Source organism: Oceanobacillus polygoni, from assembly GCF_008304605.1.
Classification (GTDB): domain Bacteria; phylum Bacillota; class Bacilli; order Bacillales; family Amphibacillaceae; genus Oceanobacillus; species Oceanobacillus polygoni.
The window spans coordinates 1-16,929 of record NZ_PIJY01000006.1; the positions used below are offsets into that span (position 1 = coordinate 1).

Genomic DNA, 16,929 nt, shown 5'->3' on the forward strand with positions numbered 1-16,929 from the left:
AAAGTGAATTGGCAACCGGAGATCAGCTCACTGTAACTGCTGAGGATGGAACGACAGCAACTTATGAGGTTTATGAAAAAGAAAGCAGTGAAATCAAAATACATGCACCGAATAAAGCACCAGATGAATTAAAGGTTATATGGAAAATTGATGAACCAACGGATGAAGAAGCAGGAGAAATAACGGTAGCAAAAGCTGCAACAGTAAAGAAAATGCTAAGAGCAATTGCAGCACCCGATGGTTCTGACCAAACCTATAAAGTAACAGATGAAGACGGAGAAGCGAAAACAGACAAAAGTGAATTGGCAACCGGAGATCAGCTCACTGTAACAGCTGAGGATGGAACGACAGCAACTTATGAGGTTTATGAAAAAGAGAGCAGTGAAATCAAAATACATGCACCGAATAAAGCACCAGATGAATTAAAAGTTATATGGAAAATTGATAAACCAACGGATGAAGAAGCAGGAGAAATAACAGTAGCAAATGCAGCAACAGTGAAGAAAATGCTAAGAGCAATTGCAGCACCCGATGGTTCTGACCAAACCTATAAAGTAACAGATGGAGACGGTAAAACGAAAAAAGGTAAAAGAGAGTTAGCAGCAGGAGATCAGCTTACTGTAACAGCTGAGGATGGAACAACGGCAACTTATGACATTATAGTTAAAGATCCTGCTGAATAATACGGTCGTTACTTCATAAACTAGTAATCTAGTGAAAGAAGTAGAATGGGCACCCATGGCGATATCTTTGTTTAGAATAATATTCGCCATGGGTTTTTCTAACAGTTACTTAGAATGATTGAGTGAAACCCCAAATGATGGTATGTTACCCTTTCTTTCACTTCACTGCCAACTAAGGCGATGGCAGCAACCAACCATTCTTTCTTTTCCGTATGGTAGAAGGGTGACTAGCATAATTCCAACAGCTTTACTTGGGTTGGAACTGCTGATTGTGTGGTTAATAATATCTACAAATTTCCATTTGAGGGTTACTAATGATTCAACCCTGATTTCTGTGTAGGGCGGAATGAGCAATATCAAGTAGTCTATCTCTGAAACCGTCGAAATATTTAAAAGAGAGAGTTCTTCTTTCTCGAGATACTTTGGAACTACTTCTTCATATAACTGCTCTGAACCGGCTTAGTCAACCCGATAGCAGTTAGGAAATCTTGTTAAAAATGAGTATGTCAGTGATGAATATAGTTATAAATCTAATTAAATAGGCTGAATGCCAAGGAGGCAAATAGTTACAATTTATTTATCTAATGCCACTTAATAACCATATTTGTATGGGTCCAATCAATACATAATGCTATTTTAGACAGTCGAAAAAATGCGTCGCAAATACTATTTTACTATCGTAAATTGTCAGTTATAGTAAAGCTGTAAAGCTAAATTGTCTGTTTATTGGAGGTTAATGGACCCGATATTTAGACAAAAGAATAGGCATACAAGATGTTTAAAGGTCCTAATTTAGTAAAACCAATCTGCAACATTGTATTGAGCCATTATCTTTTGAAAGGGCGATGATTAGACGCCTAAATCATGTTTGAAACATTGAGATTACGTATATTCGTTTACAATTCAATTGGATGATAGAACGCTTTTAGAGACCTTAATACGAAGGGTTCTATTTAAAAGAATAGAATATGACACACTAAAGGAAACAAGAAGGAGGCTGAAATAAAAGATGGTTTTACAAAATTTAATTCCCGCTTATTTTCATCCAGATTGAATTAAACAAGTAAGTCCGTCCTACTTTCACATTGATACGGGCTTATTTTTTGGGTCTATTATGTAATAGCGTAAATTAACAGAATTGATATACTGGCTTCACGTTAGTTTAATATAAGTTTAGTATAGTAGGTTATGAAGAATCAATACCAATTATTTCCAATTATTTTTGTGGTAAAAAGATAGTAAATAGTATTTCAGGATTGTTATGGAAAATCTTCGGTTCATGAATTTGCAGTCCAATGCATGAAGTTTTATGAATTAGAAGGTCAAATAGCAAACTAAGAGGTTTTATCATGATGGTGACATCTTATGGATTTTCTTTTGTATTTATTTAAAATGCTAAAAAGGGGGATAGACACGAAATAACTAAATTCGAGGTGAAAAAATGTTAGACGAATTTCTGCTCATTCTGTTATTAGCTGCATTAGCTATGTTCTTCGGGGTTAAGGACAAAATGAAAAATGACAAAAACATTACAAGTATCCCAGTCCGTGTAAATGTGAATGGAATTAGAGGTAAATCAACAGTTACTAGATTAATAACAGGTGTTTTACAAGAGGCAGGATACCACACAGTTGGAAAAACGACCGGAACCGATGCTAGAATGCTTTACTGGTTTGATTCCCAAGAAGCTCCCATTAAGAGAAGGCTGGAAGGTCCAAATATAGGGGAACAAAGAAGGGTCTTAACGAAGGCTTCTGAGTTAAAAGCGGATGCACTTGTGAGTGAGTGTATGGCCGTTAAACCAGATTATCAAGTAGTTTTCCAGGAAGAACTTTTAAAAGCAAATATTGGGTTAATTGTTAATGTTTTAGAGGATCATATGGATGTTTTAGGGCCTACATTAGAAGAGGTAGCAGATTCATTTTCTGAAGCAATTCCCTATAACGGTGATCTGATTATTAATGACAGTCCCTATGTTTCTTACTTTAAGCAAATGGCTAAACAGCGGAATACGAAGGTACATGTATGTGATACGTCCGCCATTTCCGAAGAATTTCTTAAAAAATTTGAGTATATGGTATTCCCGGAAAATGCAGCATTAGCTCTTTCCGTTGCCGATGTTCTGGGGATTGATCATGAAACGGCAAAGCGAGGGATGTTAAAAGCTTGGCCGGATCCAGGCGCCATGCAGGTACTTCCAATTGGCGATGCGAATAATCCTAGCTTTTTAGTTAATGGATTTGCTGCTAATGATCCTATGTCCACTATCAATATCTGGGAGCGCGTGAAACAGCTGAGTTATCCTACAGAGCAGCCAGTTGTTATCATGAACACTCGTTCGGATCGAGTGGATCGTACGGAACAATTTATTAAGCAAGTTCTGCCAAATATACAAGCAGAAACACTAGTGGCAATGGGGGATAATACAAGCCTTATCGTAAAGGCGTATAAAAGAGGGGAATTCCCGGTCCGAAACCTTTTAGATTTGGAAAGTGCCAGTACCGATGAGATTGTACGTGTACTCCAGCCATACTTATCCGGTAAAACTATTTATGGGGTTGGAAATATTCATGGAGGAGCGGATGATCTGGTAACTCGACTTGAGCAAATGAAAATAACAAAAGAAACAGCTTAGAGAGAAGGGAATTGAAAAATGTTTGTATTTGACACAGGAGATATCTATTTGGCCATAGCTGCCGGAGTTATTTTTAGCTTATTTTATACAGAATGGACAGGAGTTATTCCAGCTGGTTTAGTCGTTCCGGGATATATTGCTATGATGTTTACCACACCAGCAAGTATTGTTGTTACGTTTCTGGTTAGTTTTTTGACATACTTAATTGTCATGAAGGTTATTGCGAAATTTACGATTCTATACGGAAGAAGAAAATTTACAGCTATGATAACTACTGGGATTATTCTGAAAGCAATTTTTGACTTTGGATTTGCTGAATATTCAATTCCTGAAGCCGTTGGTGGATTGGTAGCTATAGGGATTATCGTTCCTGGATTAATTGCAAATACCATCCAAAAACAAGGCGTTTTACCTACAGTTGGCAGTACATTATTGCTTAGTGGATTAACCTTTGGCACCGTTTTTGTATCTAACTATATTTGAGGAGGAATATAAATGGAAGCTATTTTAGACCATCAAAAAAAGCAAAAAGCAAAACAACAAACACAACCAAAACTGACTTTTAAGCAATGGGTTTTAAAAGCAGTCAAAACACAAAAGAAACGGACAAATATGGATTCCATGATGGGGCTAATCATTACCGCTATTGTCTTTTTAATAACGTTAGTGTGATCTGCTAAACATGCTCAACAACAATCGTTTTTACATTATTATAGGTTTGATTGCAGTATTATTCATAATAATACTTCTAAGAGATAGTGGAATTCTTGATGAACCCCCATCAACAGATCAGAATACTGACTTTACCCTTAATGATACAACAAGCGAGGAAGAGAGTTCGTACGGGGTGTCATCTGATAGTTCAATTGCAACTGAAGTAGGTATGAAAATAATGGAACAAGGCGGTAATGCTGTAGACGCTGCCATAGCAGTAAGTTTTGTCCTAGGTGTTGCGGAGCCGCATGGATCGGGAATTGGCGGAGGCGGAACCATGCTAATTCATCCCGGTAAGGGTGAAACACCAGTCGTATATGATTACCGTGAAACCGCTCCTGATGATACATTATCTTCAAGTGACATAGGAGTGCCAGGGTTTGTTAGAGGAATGTACAAGGTACATGAAGATTTTGGAACCATGAATATGGATGACTTAATTGACCCTTCGATCAATTTTGCTGCAAATGGTGTAACGGTTTCTGGAACAATGCACGATGCATTGGAAAACGAGGCAGATCACCTGCCCGAATTAGACCATTTCTTTCCGGATGGCGAGCCTATTGAAGAAGGAGAACTATTGGTGCAAGCCCAATTAGCGGAAACGTTAGAAGATATCCAGGACGGAGGACCAGATACTTTCTATAAAGGTGACATTGCAAATGAAATTACAAGTGAGGAAGCGAAAATAGACGAGGAAGATTTGGAATCATATGAGGTTGAAATCAAGGAACCCTTACAAGGTGAATTCGGTAATTATGATGTCTTAGCTCCACCGCCGCCTTCTGGGGGGATTATGTTAATTCAAGTTTTAGAAATGGCTGAGTCATTGCAAATTGAAGATACCAAAGATAAACCATTAGCTTTTTCGTTATTGATGGGGATCATTAATAGAATCAGTTATAGTGATCGCTTAGAAAATGTTGGGGATCCTAACTATACAGATGTTCCAATAAATGAAATGCTTTCAAAAGATCATATTAATGATCTCGTATCCGAAGTCGATGGACTTGATTTGTCTAAGGAATATCGCAGGAACTTGGAATCAGATGCTGATAGAGAAGATCATGGAAACACGACACACTTTGTGGTAGTGGACAAAAATGGGATGATGGTATCCGTAACGAATACGCTAAGCGATTTCTTTGGATCAGGAGAATATGTGAATGGCTTTTTCTTAAATGATCAATTAAAAAACTTTAGTACTCGTGAAAATTCACCAAATAGTCCTGAGGCCGGCAAACGTCCATTTAGTTATACAACACCTACAATATTAACCAAGAACGGGGCCCCTGTCATAGGTATTGGGAGCTCTGGGGGAAGAAGAATTACGTCAATGGTTGCTCAACAACTAGTAAAAACGATTAAGTTTAATGAACCCATACAGGAATCTGTAAACGATCCAAGAACCTTTCTGGAATTTAACGAAGATGTTTTACAAGCAGAGCAAGATTATATATTTTTAAAGAATCCTGAAGACTTTGGAATTGATTTTCAATATACGGATGACACATCTTATTTCGGGAGCATCCAAGGATTGGTCATTGATGAAAATAATAAAATTCATGGGTTTAGTGATTCGAATAGAGACGGATCTTGGATGGCGAAATAAGTTTGGAATTTGAAAGTTTAAAGTTCGTTTAGTTTATAATTACAATTGTGAAGGAGGGAAAAGCTATCCCTCCTTCTTTTGCCATAATCAGAGATTGATGTTCAATTTAGTAAGAGTGCCTTAGGTTACTCCTGGCTTTTGGTGAGATTTGACTATTATTTTTTCAGATAATCTGGTGTCAGTATCCTGTTGCTGTATGGCGTTAAAGCAGTGGGACTGATACTTTTTTTCGGGTTACTAAGTGCTGCTTCGATTACTCAATTAGTACTCAAAACTGTGAAAGTATTTTCGAAGATAGGTATCTTGTCTAAATACTGCTTTTTTCATTTAACCTCTAAAAGATATGGGCGGCATGATGTAATAACAGAACCATTGATATATCAATGGTTTTGCTATAGAGATATCACCTTTTGGTCCTAATCAAACGATGGCTGGAACGATCTACCGGACGCTATATGACATAAATTGCAAATAGAATTGTAATCATTTGTGTTACATGCATGTAGATAAACCTTTACATTTTCTTTAGACTTTTTACAAAACCTGTTGGTTATAATTAGAATATAAGAAGAGGCAACAGCATTTATTTAGTAATAGAGACTACAAAAATCATGACATGTCTTGCAAAGAAACGCTTCAATCCTAAAGGAGGAATCGTTAATCTGATGGCAGAATTACATGTATATAATTTTTCATTTCAAAACTTAAGTCAGAAAAATATGTCTTTCAACCAAGTGTTTCAGCATATAAAACGATTTATAGAAAAGGATCGGAATGGAAGCTACAAATTAATGTTTGGCACGGATTCACAGGTGCATTCCAGCTACACACGATTTATTACGGGGATTGTGATTCACTGTGAAACAAAGGGTGCTTGGGCGTGTATTCGGAAGGTCATTGTCCCAAGGAAAATGAATAATTTACATGAGCGAATCTCTTATGAAACGACATTAACGGAAGAAGTCGTATCAATGTTTAGTGAAGAAAGGAAAGAGCAGTTAATCGATATCGTTTTACCAAACATTTATAAAGGTGCTTCAATTACAATTGAAGGTCATATCGACATCGGATCTGACCGGAAAAATAAAACGAAAATATTTGTTAATGAAATGGTTTCCAGGATGGAATCATTAGGAATTGAACCGAAAATTAAGCCCGAATCTTTTGTTGCAAGCTCCTATGCAAATCGCTATACGAAATAAAGTGTATACATACGTTTAAATGAAGAAAACTCCTCACCTTCCATACATGTTTGTGCTATAATCTTCAAATACTAACTTAGAGACTATATACAGTTGGTGAGGGAAATTTGAAAAAGACTATGTACAATAAAGAAATGATTCGCTTATTAAATATGAATATTTACTGTGAATACTTGCTCCATAATAAGCCGCCAATTATTTTTATTCATGGGTTTGTATCATCCGTTTATACGTTTCGTAGAATCATTCCTTTTCTTTCTAAACACTTTTCAATCATAGCCATTGATCTACCGGGATTCGGCAGGAGCGTTAAGTCAACTTCTTTTATTTATTCCTATGAAAATTACGGGAAATTGATTGCTGCTTGTATTGAACATTTTCAACTGGACAAGGTCTTTTTGGTTGGCCATTCGATGGGTGGTCAAATTGCATTATACACAACAAAGTTAGTTCCTGATAAAATCGATAAACTTGTACTTTTATCAAGCTCAGGTTATTTAGATAAAGCCAAACGATGGAAGCGCTACTGTTCTTACTTACCTTTTTGTGAAATAGCAGTTAACTATGTGCTGAAAAAAAGGTCTGTTCCAGATAATTTGAAAAATGTATTCTATGATCAATCATTAATTACCAAGGATCTTATTGAAGAATTTGGTCGTCCGTTAAAAGAAAAGAATTTCAATAAATCCATGATGCGTTTACTGCGCTATCGGGAAGGTGACTTAACGAGTGAACAGCTTAAAAGTATAGATAAGCCTGCCTTATTAATATGGGGGAGGGAGGATAAGGTAGTACCTTTTTATATTGGTATGAAGTTAGAGGATGACTTACCAGATGCTAAATTGATTGCTTATGAAAAGACTGGTCATTTAATTACGGAAGAGAAGGCTGAAGCTGTCTCAAAGGATATCGGTACATTTTTCAAAAGATCTAATGAATAAAAAGGTAGATTAGCTATGAATATCCCATAGCCAATCTACTGTTTTTATTGCTTGGTATTGCTCAGCCGTATCAATATCTAAAAAACTTTTCTCATCTGTAAAGTTGACTGTTAATCCTTGTTTACTATCTCTTATGACTTTTCGTGCACCTTCGTCACCATGTAGTTGGTATAGGATGGAGAACATTTTCTCACTAAATAAAACAGGTGGTCTTTTCAATCTATTAAAAGAAGAAGCGATGTAGGCGGGCTTTTCCTTTTTGAAAAGCGTGACTAGCTGGTTAATGATACCAGTTGTGCACGAATGAGAAAATCCATTGCAAATGTCATATCAGCGAGTTCCGGCATATTCAGTGCATTAATAGGATCTAAATAATCTTGGTTCAATGTACGTTACCCTCCTTATCATCGATAATTGGTGTCGGGCGGCTCTGGGGAACCGGGGCTTCAAATGGTGCGTGTTTATAGATCTGCTGTAATTCAGCAAGATCCAACATGGATTGCTGCACATCTTTTTCCATCAATTCTCTCAGGTCCTGGTCCAAAACAAGACCCTGCATCAATTTTGACTTTGCTACACATAAAGTTTTCAAATTGATCGCTTCATGCAGGTCCAAAGATTCGTGTGGAGCCAATTGATACTTATCCAATGAAACAGACCTCCTTTTTCTTAGTTTTTAGAGTGTTTTTCTTAGGGATTTACGGGTACCTAGTCTTCAGCGGCAACTTTCTTTTAGGTAATGTGTCATATAGAAGGAGGCCACTTGTTTAAGATACCTAAAGATACCCCTTTAATATTCACATTAAGAAGGATAGTATACGTTTTGTATAAATAAGAGATGGAGGGACACACTGGTTGCCCCGCTAGCACATTAAAAGGGGACGGAATCCCGTCCCCGCGTGCATTTATCCAAATAAATCGATCAACAACTCCCAGAACACTTTCACTTTCTCGGAAAAAGGGGCCAGACCCCCGGTTCGTTAGGAGGGTTAGCTATTTATTTTGTGTTAATTCTTTATAATAAAGGTAATCGACTTTATGCTTTGTAGCCATTAACTGTGAAGCCAAAATTGCCGTATAAACAGTGGTTAGTACAATTGCTCCAACACCAAGACCTGAAAGGTTTATCTTATTAGATGTACTCATTCCATTATTGCTTGTGCTCATAGCATTATTACTTGTGGGTGCTTCTTCCATTTTATTAACCCCCTAATTTGTTATAGGGGTATTATTTGTAACGGCAGTTAAACTATACTCCAAAAAGTAACTTAGAGAAAGAAAACAGGCAGGTCTTAAAAACTTAAAGTTTGTGAACAAATGTACTTAACGGGGCGTTTGCTTAATAAAAGCGCCCTTTCTGTTGCACGAAGTGATTAGATATAAGGGGTGTTTTTAGACTATTCTGAAATGAACCTTTTGGAGGGGTTGGGCAAAAACACCTATTTATCATTATTGTTGCAGGATGTTTACTCCTTTTGCAGCTGTATGATGTCTTTGAAAGCGAAACAGTCCGCATGCTATTGGTTATAGCTTACGGACTGTTTACTGTTTTCATGCTGTTTTATTGGCTTTTTGAATATGCACTTTATCAATTGAAATTGTAATTCGTTCTTTGGGGAAGGTGGCTCTTCCCCTTTTTCTATTAACATTATAACATAAAATGGAGGAATTTATTATGGAAACAATTTATGAAATTCAACGCATTAAACAGGTTGTTAGTGAAATAAAGGTTGATAAACGTTTTATTCGTTCACCGGAAGACGCTGCAGATATTGCAAGAGAATTTATTGGTGATGAAGATCGAGAAGTTTTCCTGGTTGCTTGTTTAAACACTAAAAATGCAGTAGTTGCTGTTCATCGAGCACATGTTGGTTCACTTAATGCTAGCATCTGCCATCCACGCGAAATTTTCAAGGCAGCAATACTTAATAATGCAGCATCAATAATTTGTTTCCATAACCATCCGAGTGGTTCGACAATCCAATCGCCGGAAGATGTAGAAGTCACGAAAAGACTTTATGCAGCTGGAAATATGATTGGTATAGAAATGTTTGACCATATCATCATAGGTGGCAATAACAGCAGTTATATTAGTATGAGAGAAAAAGGTTACTTTTAAGTCAGATAAGGGGGATTTCCCCTTATCTGTTTTATGTAAAAAGTGGAGTTTATAACCACTCCACAAACGAAGGTATTCGTAATTTTCCTTTTTTAGTTAAGTTACGGTATTTAACACGACACTTAATTGGTTCAATGAATTTAAATTTATCGGTTTCGGATATAACTTTATACATGGAATATAGGGTTTTACGATTGTTTGGAGGCATGAATTCCATAAGTCCGGCAGGTTTTCCATCTAGGAATGAAAGTAATAGACCAAATTCACCTTTGCGCAATCCTGTAATATAAATATCTTCATACTGATAATTAATGACCTTCAACCAAGAATTGCTGCGCTTGCCAATGTCATAACGAGAATCAGCCTTTTTCATGACAATGCCTTCAAGACTATTCTGTTTGATAATGTCGAAGTAATTCATTTCGTTACCATATACCCATTTAACAGTTATAATATTAGGATTATCTGAAGGTATTATTTCATCTAACAATGCCTTGCGTTGAGACAAAAAAAGAGAAGATACATTATCGCCATTTTTATATATAATATCAAAAACGCAATATTGAATTGGATAATTAGATTTTTTAGACATGAATCGCTCCATCACTGCTTCAAAATCTGGCTTACCACCTTTGCCTGGAACAATTAATTCACCATCTAATACAGTTCCGTTTGGCAAATTAAGATTAGTTAGTTCAGGGAAATTGGCTGTAACTTCATTTTTGTGTCGTGTGTAAATGCGTACTTTATCGTTAAACTTAGTCCATATAATTCGAATACCATCAAGCTTTAATTCTGTTATATATGAATCATCATCAAAAGGTTGTTCTGATTTTTGTAATAGCATAGGAGATATAAACATTAATAACACCTCTTATTTATTGTAACATTACGAGAGATAAATTTTATTGGTAAATAGAGGTTAAAGATTTCAAGCAAAATGACCGCCAATCTTCTTACTGCGCTCTAATGTTACCCCTGCATTTGTGTAACTGGAAGCGCGCAATATAGCGGTAGCCCCAAATTTAGCTCTAATCGCATCCATAACATAGCCGATGTCGTTTTTCTTCGTACGATCTTCGAATAAATCTAGTTGTATATCCGCATCCTCTTTATCGTATAGCTTAGTTAATCCAACACTTACATGCCTAATCATGCTCTTTCCATCATAGAATTCATTGAATAGTTGCATACAAACCCTATACATGTCCATAGTAACGTTGGTAGGTATATCAATAGAGCGGGAACGTGAAAACCCACCAACTGTTTCTTTTGAATAGGAAATACTAAGCTATTGTTCTACCTGCGTTGCCTGCTGTACGTGCTCTTCGGCACGCTTCTTCGCATAAATCAAGAATGCAGTATGGAACATCTTCCTTGGTATAATCTCGTAACAAAGCTATTCCATGTCCAAACCCTTTTTGTTCATGCTTTGTAAAATCACCGAATACAGGGCTTAAATCAATCCCCCAAGCATGCCAATAAAGTTGTTCTCCCATGACTCCAAAGCGTTTTTGTAAGTGCTCTAATTTATAATTGGCTATTTGTCCGAATGTAACTATCCCCATCCGGTGTAAGTTCTTCATCATTCGCTTTCCAATACCCCAAATATCTTGTACTGGTGTAGACCAAAGTTTTTCTGGCACATCCTCATACTTGCATTCTGCAATGCCACTTTTTTTAGCGTGTAAATCCATAACGACTTTTGCGAGAAACTTATTATCTCCGATGCCAATCGATGAAGTTATGCCGAAACTGTTTAATATGTCTTTTTGTATTTTTCGTGCAATTTCCCAACGGTCACCAAAGAGTTTTTGCAGACCATTTACAGTTACCCATACTTCATCGATTGAGTATTGATGTATTGCTTCTTGTGGAGCATAGTTGTGTAACAGTTTAGTTATTTCAATGGAAACCTTTAAATAATCTTCCATATGTGCTGGAACAATGATTATATTCGGGTCATTGGGTAACTCGAAATAACGACTTACATTACTAATCCCATATCTTTTTTTAAAAGGAGGAGATGCTGCAAGTACGATACTTCCCGGACGATTTGGATCCCCGACAACTGCAAGCATGACTTTCATTGGGTCGTGCCCCAATTTTACAGCTTCCACACTTGCATAAAATGAACGCATATCTATACAAAGTACATCATTGCGTGGGTAAGGAGAATAATCCAATTGTTTCACCCTTTCGAATAAGAACGTTTGTTCTTATTATATGCAAGTGATTATTAAATATCAATGTCAATAAAAGCCAAAAAGACAAAATAAAAAGTCCGGCATATTTTAGACTAACCTAAATTAATGAGACACTATAAAACACCTTTGAAATGGTACACTTAAACAATGTACTAATTCGGAGGTGTTTTTGTATGGGTAAAACGTATATTCAAATGAGGTTAAGTGGGCAGTTGTGAAAGATAAGATGAGTGGTCAGTTTACGAACCGTGAGATCATGGAGAAGTATGGGATTAAAAATGTGTCTCAAATCAAAACATGGATGAAATGGTATCGTGAAAATCAGGTTCAACGATTCGATCAACCAATAGGGAAGCAATATTCATATGGTCATGGACCTGACAGTTCAAGTAATGAAGAGAAAAAGAACGTCAAATGAATCACTTAAAGCAGGAAAATGAAATCTTAAAAAAGTATTTGGAGATCGAAAAGGAGCTGAAAAAGAAATCGTCCTCCAACTAGTCCTGACTGTACGAAAAAAATATACAATATCAGCTATTTTATCAGCTTTAAATGTTCCCCGATCAACCTATTATCGCTGGGCATCTGCGCAACCAGTCGAGTTATCTAAGGAAGAGGAAACGATTATTTACCTTTGTGAAAAAACAAAGTATCGATATGGCCATCGTAAAATTAAGGAGCTATTAAAACGTGACTATCATATCAAATTAAACCGTAATACTGTTCAACGGATTATGCAGAAATACCACCTTCAATGTAGAGTAAAGCAAAAAAGAAGGTGGAAATCTCAAGGGGAATCTGTCATTGTTGCGCCAAACTTATTACAGTGAGACTTTTACGCAAGCAAACCTAATCAAAAGTGGGTAACGGATATTACCAACATTCAATATGGTCCAGATACTTTATATTTATCAACGATCATGGACTTGTTTAATAATCAAATCGTTGCTTATAAGCTTTATACTCATCAACAAATCCCTTTAGTGATTGATACCTTGGATGAAGCGATAGAAAAGCGAGGAAACCCTAAAGGAGTCATCATCCATTCAGATCAAGGAAGTGTCTATTCTTCTTATGCTTATCAAAATCAGGTTAAGGAAAAGAATTTAGTCAGTAGTATGTCGCGCCGGGGAAACTGTTGGGACAACGCAGTCATTGAGTCTTTCCATTCGAACTTGAAATCAGAAGAATTTCAGTATGTTAAATTCAATTCTTTGTCTTTAGAATAAGTAAAAGAACGTGTAGATCAATTTATGAGGTATTATAACGATGAGCGTAACCAAGAAAAACTAGGCTACCACACACCAATAGAGTTTGGTGATATGGCAGCCTAGAAAGGTGTTTTATTACTGTCCCATATTACTAGGTCAGTCTATTTTGCCGGCTTTTGTTATACTATATACGTAGTTGTAGGGTGGTTTGAGAATAACTCCATCGACCAAAATTTTGTTATTCTCTTTTTCACTACCCTAAAAAATACAAAATCACAATAACAGTCCATAACGTTTCATTAAATCGTTTCATGTATTTCCCTCTCCTTTTCTATCTCTATGATTTAACTTTAGCATGGTTTTTCTCCTTTTTTAACGATAGGGGTATTTTATTTACTGTCTTTACTATTTATTGTCCCATTGGCATACGGTCCCATTCTAGTAGACCATTGTTAATATCCCGATTACTGAATTGAAGTATAAGTCGATTCTCTTAGTTATACAGTTTCAAACTAAGTTGGTATGGCAAAATGGCTGCAATGGTTACAACTATTTTTAGTCGTTTTATAAGAATTTTTGTCATGTATATTCCAATTTTTTTATAATTTTTGCATAATATAACCTGTGTGCAAAATTAATTGTATGCAATAAAAAAGATGGGTTAGCTAAGGGGATTAGAGGATGTGTATGGATACCGATGAATTAGTAAAAGGAATCAATCAAATGAGAAAAAGTTTGATTTCGATTGCTAAAGAAACAGGCTTAAATAGTAATGAAACTCTTTATTGTAGTAAAGAATTAGACGAGCTTATCACGAGATATCAAAAACTAAAAATGAAAAATAAACAAGAGTTTGTTCAAAAATCCTGTATAACACAATAAATATGGGCTTTTTCACCTTTCTTTTGATGACCGCAAGATTAAGACCCACAAGATTATAGGAAAGCATCTTTTATTTAGTTACTTTATAAGCAGCTGAACGGTCAGTGAATAGTTTAAAAGGTAGTTGGAAACAATTAAAGATAGTTCAACTGAACTACCCCTTTGAGAGGCTGGGACATAACTAGCCAAAAATAACTTAAAAATGGTTCCGATCGCCGGTTTTTGATGATCGGAACCATTTTTCGTTGGTGTATTTTCATTACCCGTTGTTTGATTTGTGTTCTTGGCGGTGTACTTCCTCAAGTTCACCGCCATGTATGCAAATCCTAATTCATTTTCTACTTTCTCTTTGCCTCTAACGGACAAACGAGTGAAACGCAAATTAGCCTTCAGAAATCCGAAGACTGGTTCCACATCAATTTTACGTTTGCCGTAAATTTCACCCGTTTTCTTTTCTGAAAGCTGTTGTCTCGTATATGCTTTTTGTTGTTCCCATTTTTCGATATAATAGATTTTTTGATTATTTCCTTCCTTCGCTTTTGTACATGCTGAACGTAATGGACAATCCGAACAGTCTTAGCACTCATAAACCTTATATGTTCGCTTAAATCCATATTTATCTTTTCGATTGGATAGGTACTGAAAGGTCAATTTTCTATCATTTGGACATGTAAATGAATCATTTTCTTTATTATATTCCCAATTGGCTACATTAAAGGCGTTATCCTTATATTTTTTAGTTTAATCTGTTGACTTTATAAGTTAGCCTCTCTTTTTTTGATAAAATTGGCGTTGCCGTTTCAGTAATCACAATGGAATAGTTCCTGACAGCAGTCTTTGCAGCCAAATCACCCAAAAAAAAGCCAGTGCCTAAACCGATTGTACCAAAGAACGGTTAGACCAATTTAAAAATGCTTAAATCACCAGCTAGTGATCACCTATGAATGCTATTTTTTTTAATAATATTCCATTTACTAAGGCAAGTAATCCGGATATCATTATTTGTACGCAAGCCTTCCCTTTCTATCTGCTATTGTTTAAAGGATGAAAATTTCTGGTCAGGAAAGGTAATTAATGTGTATACCGACTATTTCATTAGCTTACTGGCTATGCTTGAAAAAATAAATGACTCACCAGACTCGCTCGAGTAAGATAGTTCTTTCTTGATGGGAATTCCATCCGTTTATATATGACGACATTATTCGGTTAATGTTCCTATACTTTTTTACTCGAATACTTTTGCTTTTCCAAAAGTTTACCTAAAGGCTTAAAAATCCCTTCAACCATTTGAGTTAGTCCTGGCATTTCCGGAAAGAAAACGAGGAGGATAGCAAGTAAAGTTCCTCCTACTGTCAATGTTATAAAGATTCGCTTTTTTCTTTTCTGATTTTTGTTTGTTTTTGGCCATTCATAAAGTGTAATAAGGCTAGAACACCTAATTGTCACTTTTGATTTTATTTTGAGCTTTTTTTAATAATTTTTACTGATTCCGATTACTAACTGTTCCGTGCAACTACACAACTTTTGTTGTTATGGTTCCGATATTATTTAATTTCAAGTATTCTTTCAACTTGAGTGAAGAGTCTTTCTAAAGTTCCCTCAGTAATCTTAATGTAACAGTAGTTTCTCGAATATTAAAGCGATTCGGGGGAATCATACGACAGGTTGCTTTTTTTGAAATCATGAAAAGGGGGGATTACAAAGGGAACAGTTCTCTGGTTTCAATCGCATTTTAAAGAGACGCATTTTCCTCTTCCTTGTCCCATTCGAGTTTAAATAGGGATAGAGAGGGAAGTTTTTTAATAAAGATTAAATCATGTATACGAAGGAAAGGAGAATAAATTATATGAAAATTTATGAAAATCTCAACAAAAATTATATCTCTGGTGAATGGCGTGATGGTCAAGGAAAAACCACTTATGAAGTAAAAAATCCCTATAATGATGAAGTTCTACAAGAAATAAAAATGGCTAGTAAAGAAGATATCGATGAATCTTATCAATCTGCTGAACAGGCTAAAAAAGAATGGGCAAAATATAATCCATTTGAACGATCTTCCATCATGGAAAAGGCAGTGCAGATTATTGAAGCGAGAAGAGTTGATCATTTAATTAGGGAAGGGGGTTCATCACATCTGAAGGCTAACATCGAAATTGACTTTGTTATTGCAATTACAAGGGAAGCAGCATCTTTTCCCCTTAGAATGAATGGTGAAATCGTACCTTCCCTTATCCCAGGAAAGGAAAATAGAATTTACCGAAGTCCTTTAGGGGTAGTTGGTGTAATCGGGCCATTCAACTTTCCAATGTATCTTGCCATGCGTTCGGTTGCACCGGCACTTGCTGTCGGTAACGGGGTCGTACTGAAACCTGATGATCAGACAGCTGTAACTGGCGGGATATTACTTGCGAAGGTATTTGAAGAAGCTGGATTGCCGAAAGGAGTCTTTAATGTTGTGGTTCCAAACTTAGAAGATATCGGTGATGCATTTGTCGAACATCCAATTCCACGGTTAATTTCATTTACAGGATCTACTTCGGCAGGACGGCATATTGGTGAAATTTGTGGAAGAAATATTAAAAAGGTTGCACTTGAGTTAGGGGGGAACAACCCCCTTGTAGTGCTTGGTGATGCGAAAGTAGAAAGTGCAGTAAATTCCACATTATTCGGTAAGTTTATGCATAATGGACAAATATGTATGGCTATTAATCGAATTATAGTTC

Annotated in this window: 13 protein-coding genes and 4 pseudogenes; 11 read left to right on the forward strand and 6 right to left on the reverse strand. The window is 36.2% G+C overall.

Features of this window, described 5'->3' with window-relative positions; genetic code table 11:
* The 7 genes from F1560_RS22005 to F1560_RS02835 form a co-directional block, all read left to right on the forward strand.
* Positions 1-683, forward strand: a 683-nt coding sequence (locus tag F1560_RS22005) for a hypothetical protein (RefSeq protein WP_187773610.1), incomplete at its 5' end; no start/stop codon positions are given.
* A 1,441-nt stretch (positions 684-2,124) separates the two neighbouring features.
* Positions 2,125-3,318 (forward strand): poly-gamma-glutamate synthase PgsB, encoded by a 1,194-nt coding sequence (pgsB, locus tag F1560_RS02815; RefSeq protein ID WP_149473132.1) that lies wholly within the window; start codon positions 2,125-2,127, stop codon positions 3,316-3,318.
* 18 nt (positions 3,319-3,336) lie between these two features.
* A complete protein-coding gene (pgsC, locus tag F1560_RS02820; protein ID WP_149473133.1) occupies positions 3,337-3,801 on the forward strand; it encodes a poly-gamma-glutamate biosynthesis protein PgsC in 465 nt (154 codons plus the stop codon).
* Positions 3,802-3,813: 12 nt separating this feature from the next.
* Complete coding sequence (locus F1560_RS22010; protein WP_187773611.1) at positions 3,814-3,990, forward strand: hypothetical protein; 177 nt, start codon at positions 3,814-3,816, stop codon at positions 3,988-3,990.
* 175 nt (positions 3,991-4,165) lie between these two features.
* A complete protein-coding gene (gene ggt, locus F1560_RS02825; RefSeq protein ID WP_246811901.1) occupies positions 4,166-5,644 on the forward strand; it encodes a gamma-glutamyltransferase in 1,479 nt (492 codons plus the stop codon).
* Between the two features lie 665 nt (positions 5,645-6,309).
* Positions 6,310-6,846 (forward strand): ribonuclease H-like YkuK family protein, encoded by a 537-nt coding sequence (locus tag F1560_RS02830; protein WP_149473135.1) that lies wholly within the window; start codon positions 6,310-6,312, stop codon positions 6,844-6,846.
* A 107-nt stretch (positions 6,847-6,953) separates the two neighbouring features.
* Positions 6,954-7,787: an alpha/beta fold hydrolase gene (locus F1560_RS02835; protein WP_245347896.1), complete on the forward strand. Its 834-nt coding sequence runs from the start codon at positions 6,954-6,956 to the stop codon at positions 7,785-7,787.
* A gap of 293 nt (positions 7,788-8,080) precedes the next feature.
* On the opposite strand, the pseudogene F1560_RS02840 reads toward F1560_RS02835, so the two are convergent.
* The 3 genes and pseudogenes from F1560_RS02840 to F1560_RS02850 form a co-directional block, all read right to left on the reverse strand.
* Positions 8,081-8,173: pseudogene (locus F1560_RS02840) on the reverse strand (spore coat protein); the annotation flags it as partial.
* Positions 8,170-8,436: a hypothetical protein gene (locus tag F1560_RS02845; RefSeq protein WP_042530852.1), complete on the reverse strand. Its 267-nt coding sequence runs from the start codon at positions 8,434-8,436 to the stop codon at positions 8,170-8,172. The gene F1560_RS02845 and the pseudogene F1560_RS02840, both read right to left, overlap by 4 nt.
* A gap of 344 nt (positions 8,437-8,780) precedes the next feature.
* Complete coding sequence (locus F1560_RS02850; RefSeq protein WP_034756426.1) at positions 8,781-8,984, reverse strand: hypothetical protein; 204 nt, start codon at positions 8,982-8,984, stop codon at positions 8,781-8,783.
* Between the two features lie 478 nt (positions 8,985-9,462).
* Here F1560_RS02850 and F1560_RS02855 point away from each other — a divergent pair, with 478 nt between their 5' ends.
* Positions 9,463-9,906, forward strand: a complete 444-nt coding sequence (locus F1560_RS02855; RefSeq protein ID WP_149473136.1) for a JAB domain-containing protein — start codon at positions 9,463-9,465, stop codon at positions 9,904-9,906.
* 49 nt (positions 9,907-9,955) lie between these two features.
* Here F1560_RS02855 and F1560_RS02860 read toward each other — a convergent pair whose 3' ends face one another.
* Together F1560_RS02860 and F1560_RS02865 are read right to left on the reverse strand one after the other, a co-directional pair.
* Positions 9,956-10,768: an ATP-dependent DNA ligase gene (locus F1560_RS02860; RefSeq protein WP_149473137.1), complete on the reverse strand. Its 813-nt coding sequence runs from the start codon at positions 10,766-10,768 to the stop codon at positions 9,956-9,958.
* 69 nt (positions 10,769-10,837) lie between these two features.
* Positions 10,838-12,047, reverse strand: a pseudogene (locus tag F1560_RS02865) (Y-family DNA polymerase).
* A gap of 292 nt (positions 12,048-12,339) precedes the next feature.
* Between F1560_RS02865 and F1560_RS02870 the strand changes: the two are divergent.
* Both F1560_RS02870 and F1560_RS02875 read left to right on the forward strand, forming a co-directional pair.
* Positions 12,340-13,447, forward strand: a pseudogene (locus F1560_RS02870) (IS3 family transposase).
* A gap of 564 nt (positions 13,448-14,011) precedes the next feature.
* Positions 14,012-14,206, forward strand: a complete 195-nt coding sequence (locus F1560_RS02875; protein ID WP_245347895.1) for an aspartyl-phosphate phosphatase Spo0E family protein — start codon at positions 14,012-14,014, stop codon at positions 14,204-14,206.
* A gap of 134 nt (positions 14,207-14,340) precedes the next feature.
* On the opposite strand, the pseudogene F1560_RS02880 reads toward F1560_RS02875, so the two are convergent.
* Positions 14,341-14,944 (reverse strand): annotated as a pseudogene (locus F1560_RS02880) (transposase); the annotation flags it as partial.
* A gap of 1,108 nt (positions 14,945-16,052) precedes the next feature.
* Between F1560_RS02880 and F1560_RS02895 the strand changes: the two are divergent.
* A partial coding sequence (locus F1560_RS02895; protein ID WP_149473139.1) for an aldehyde dehydrogenase family protein occupies positions 16,053-16,929 on the forward strand: 877 nt, incomplete at its 3' end.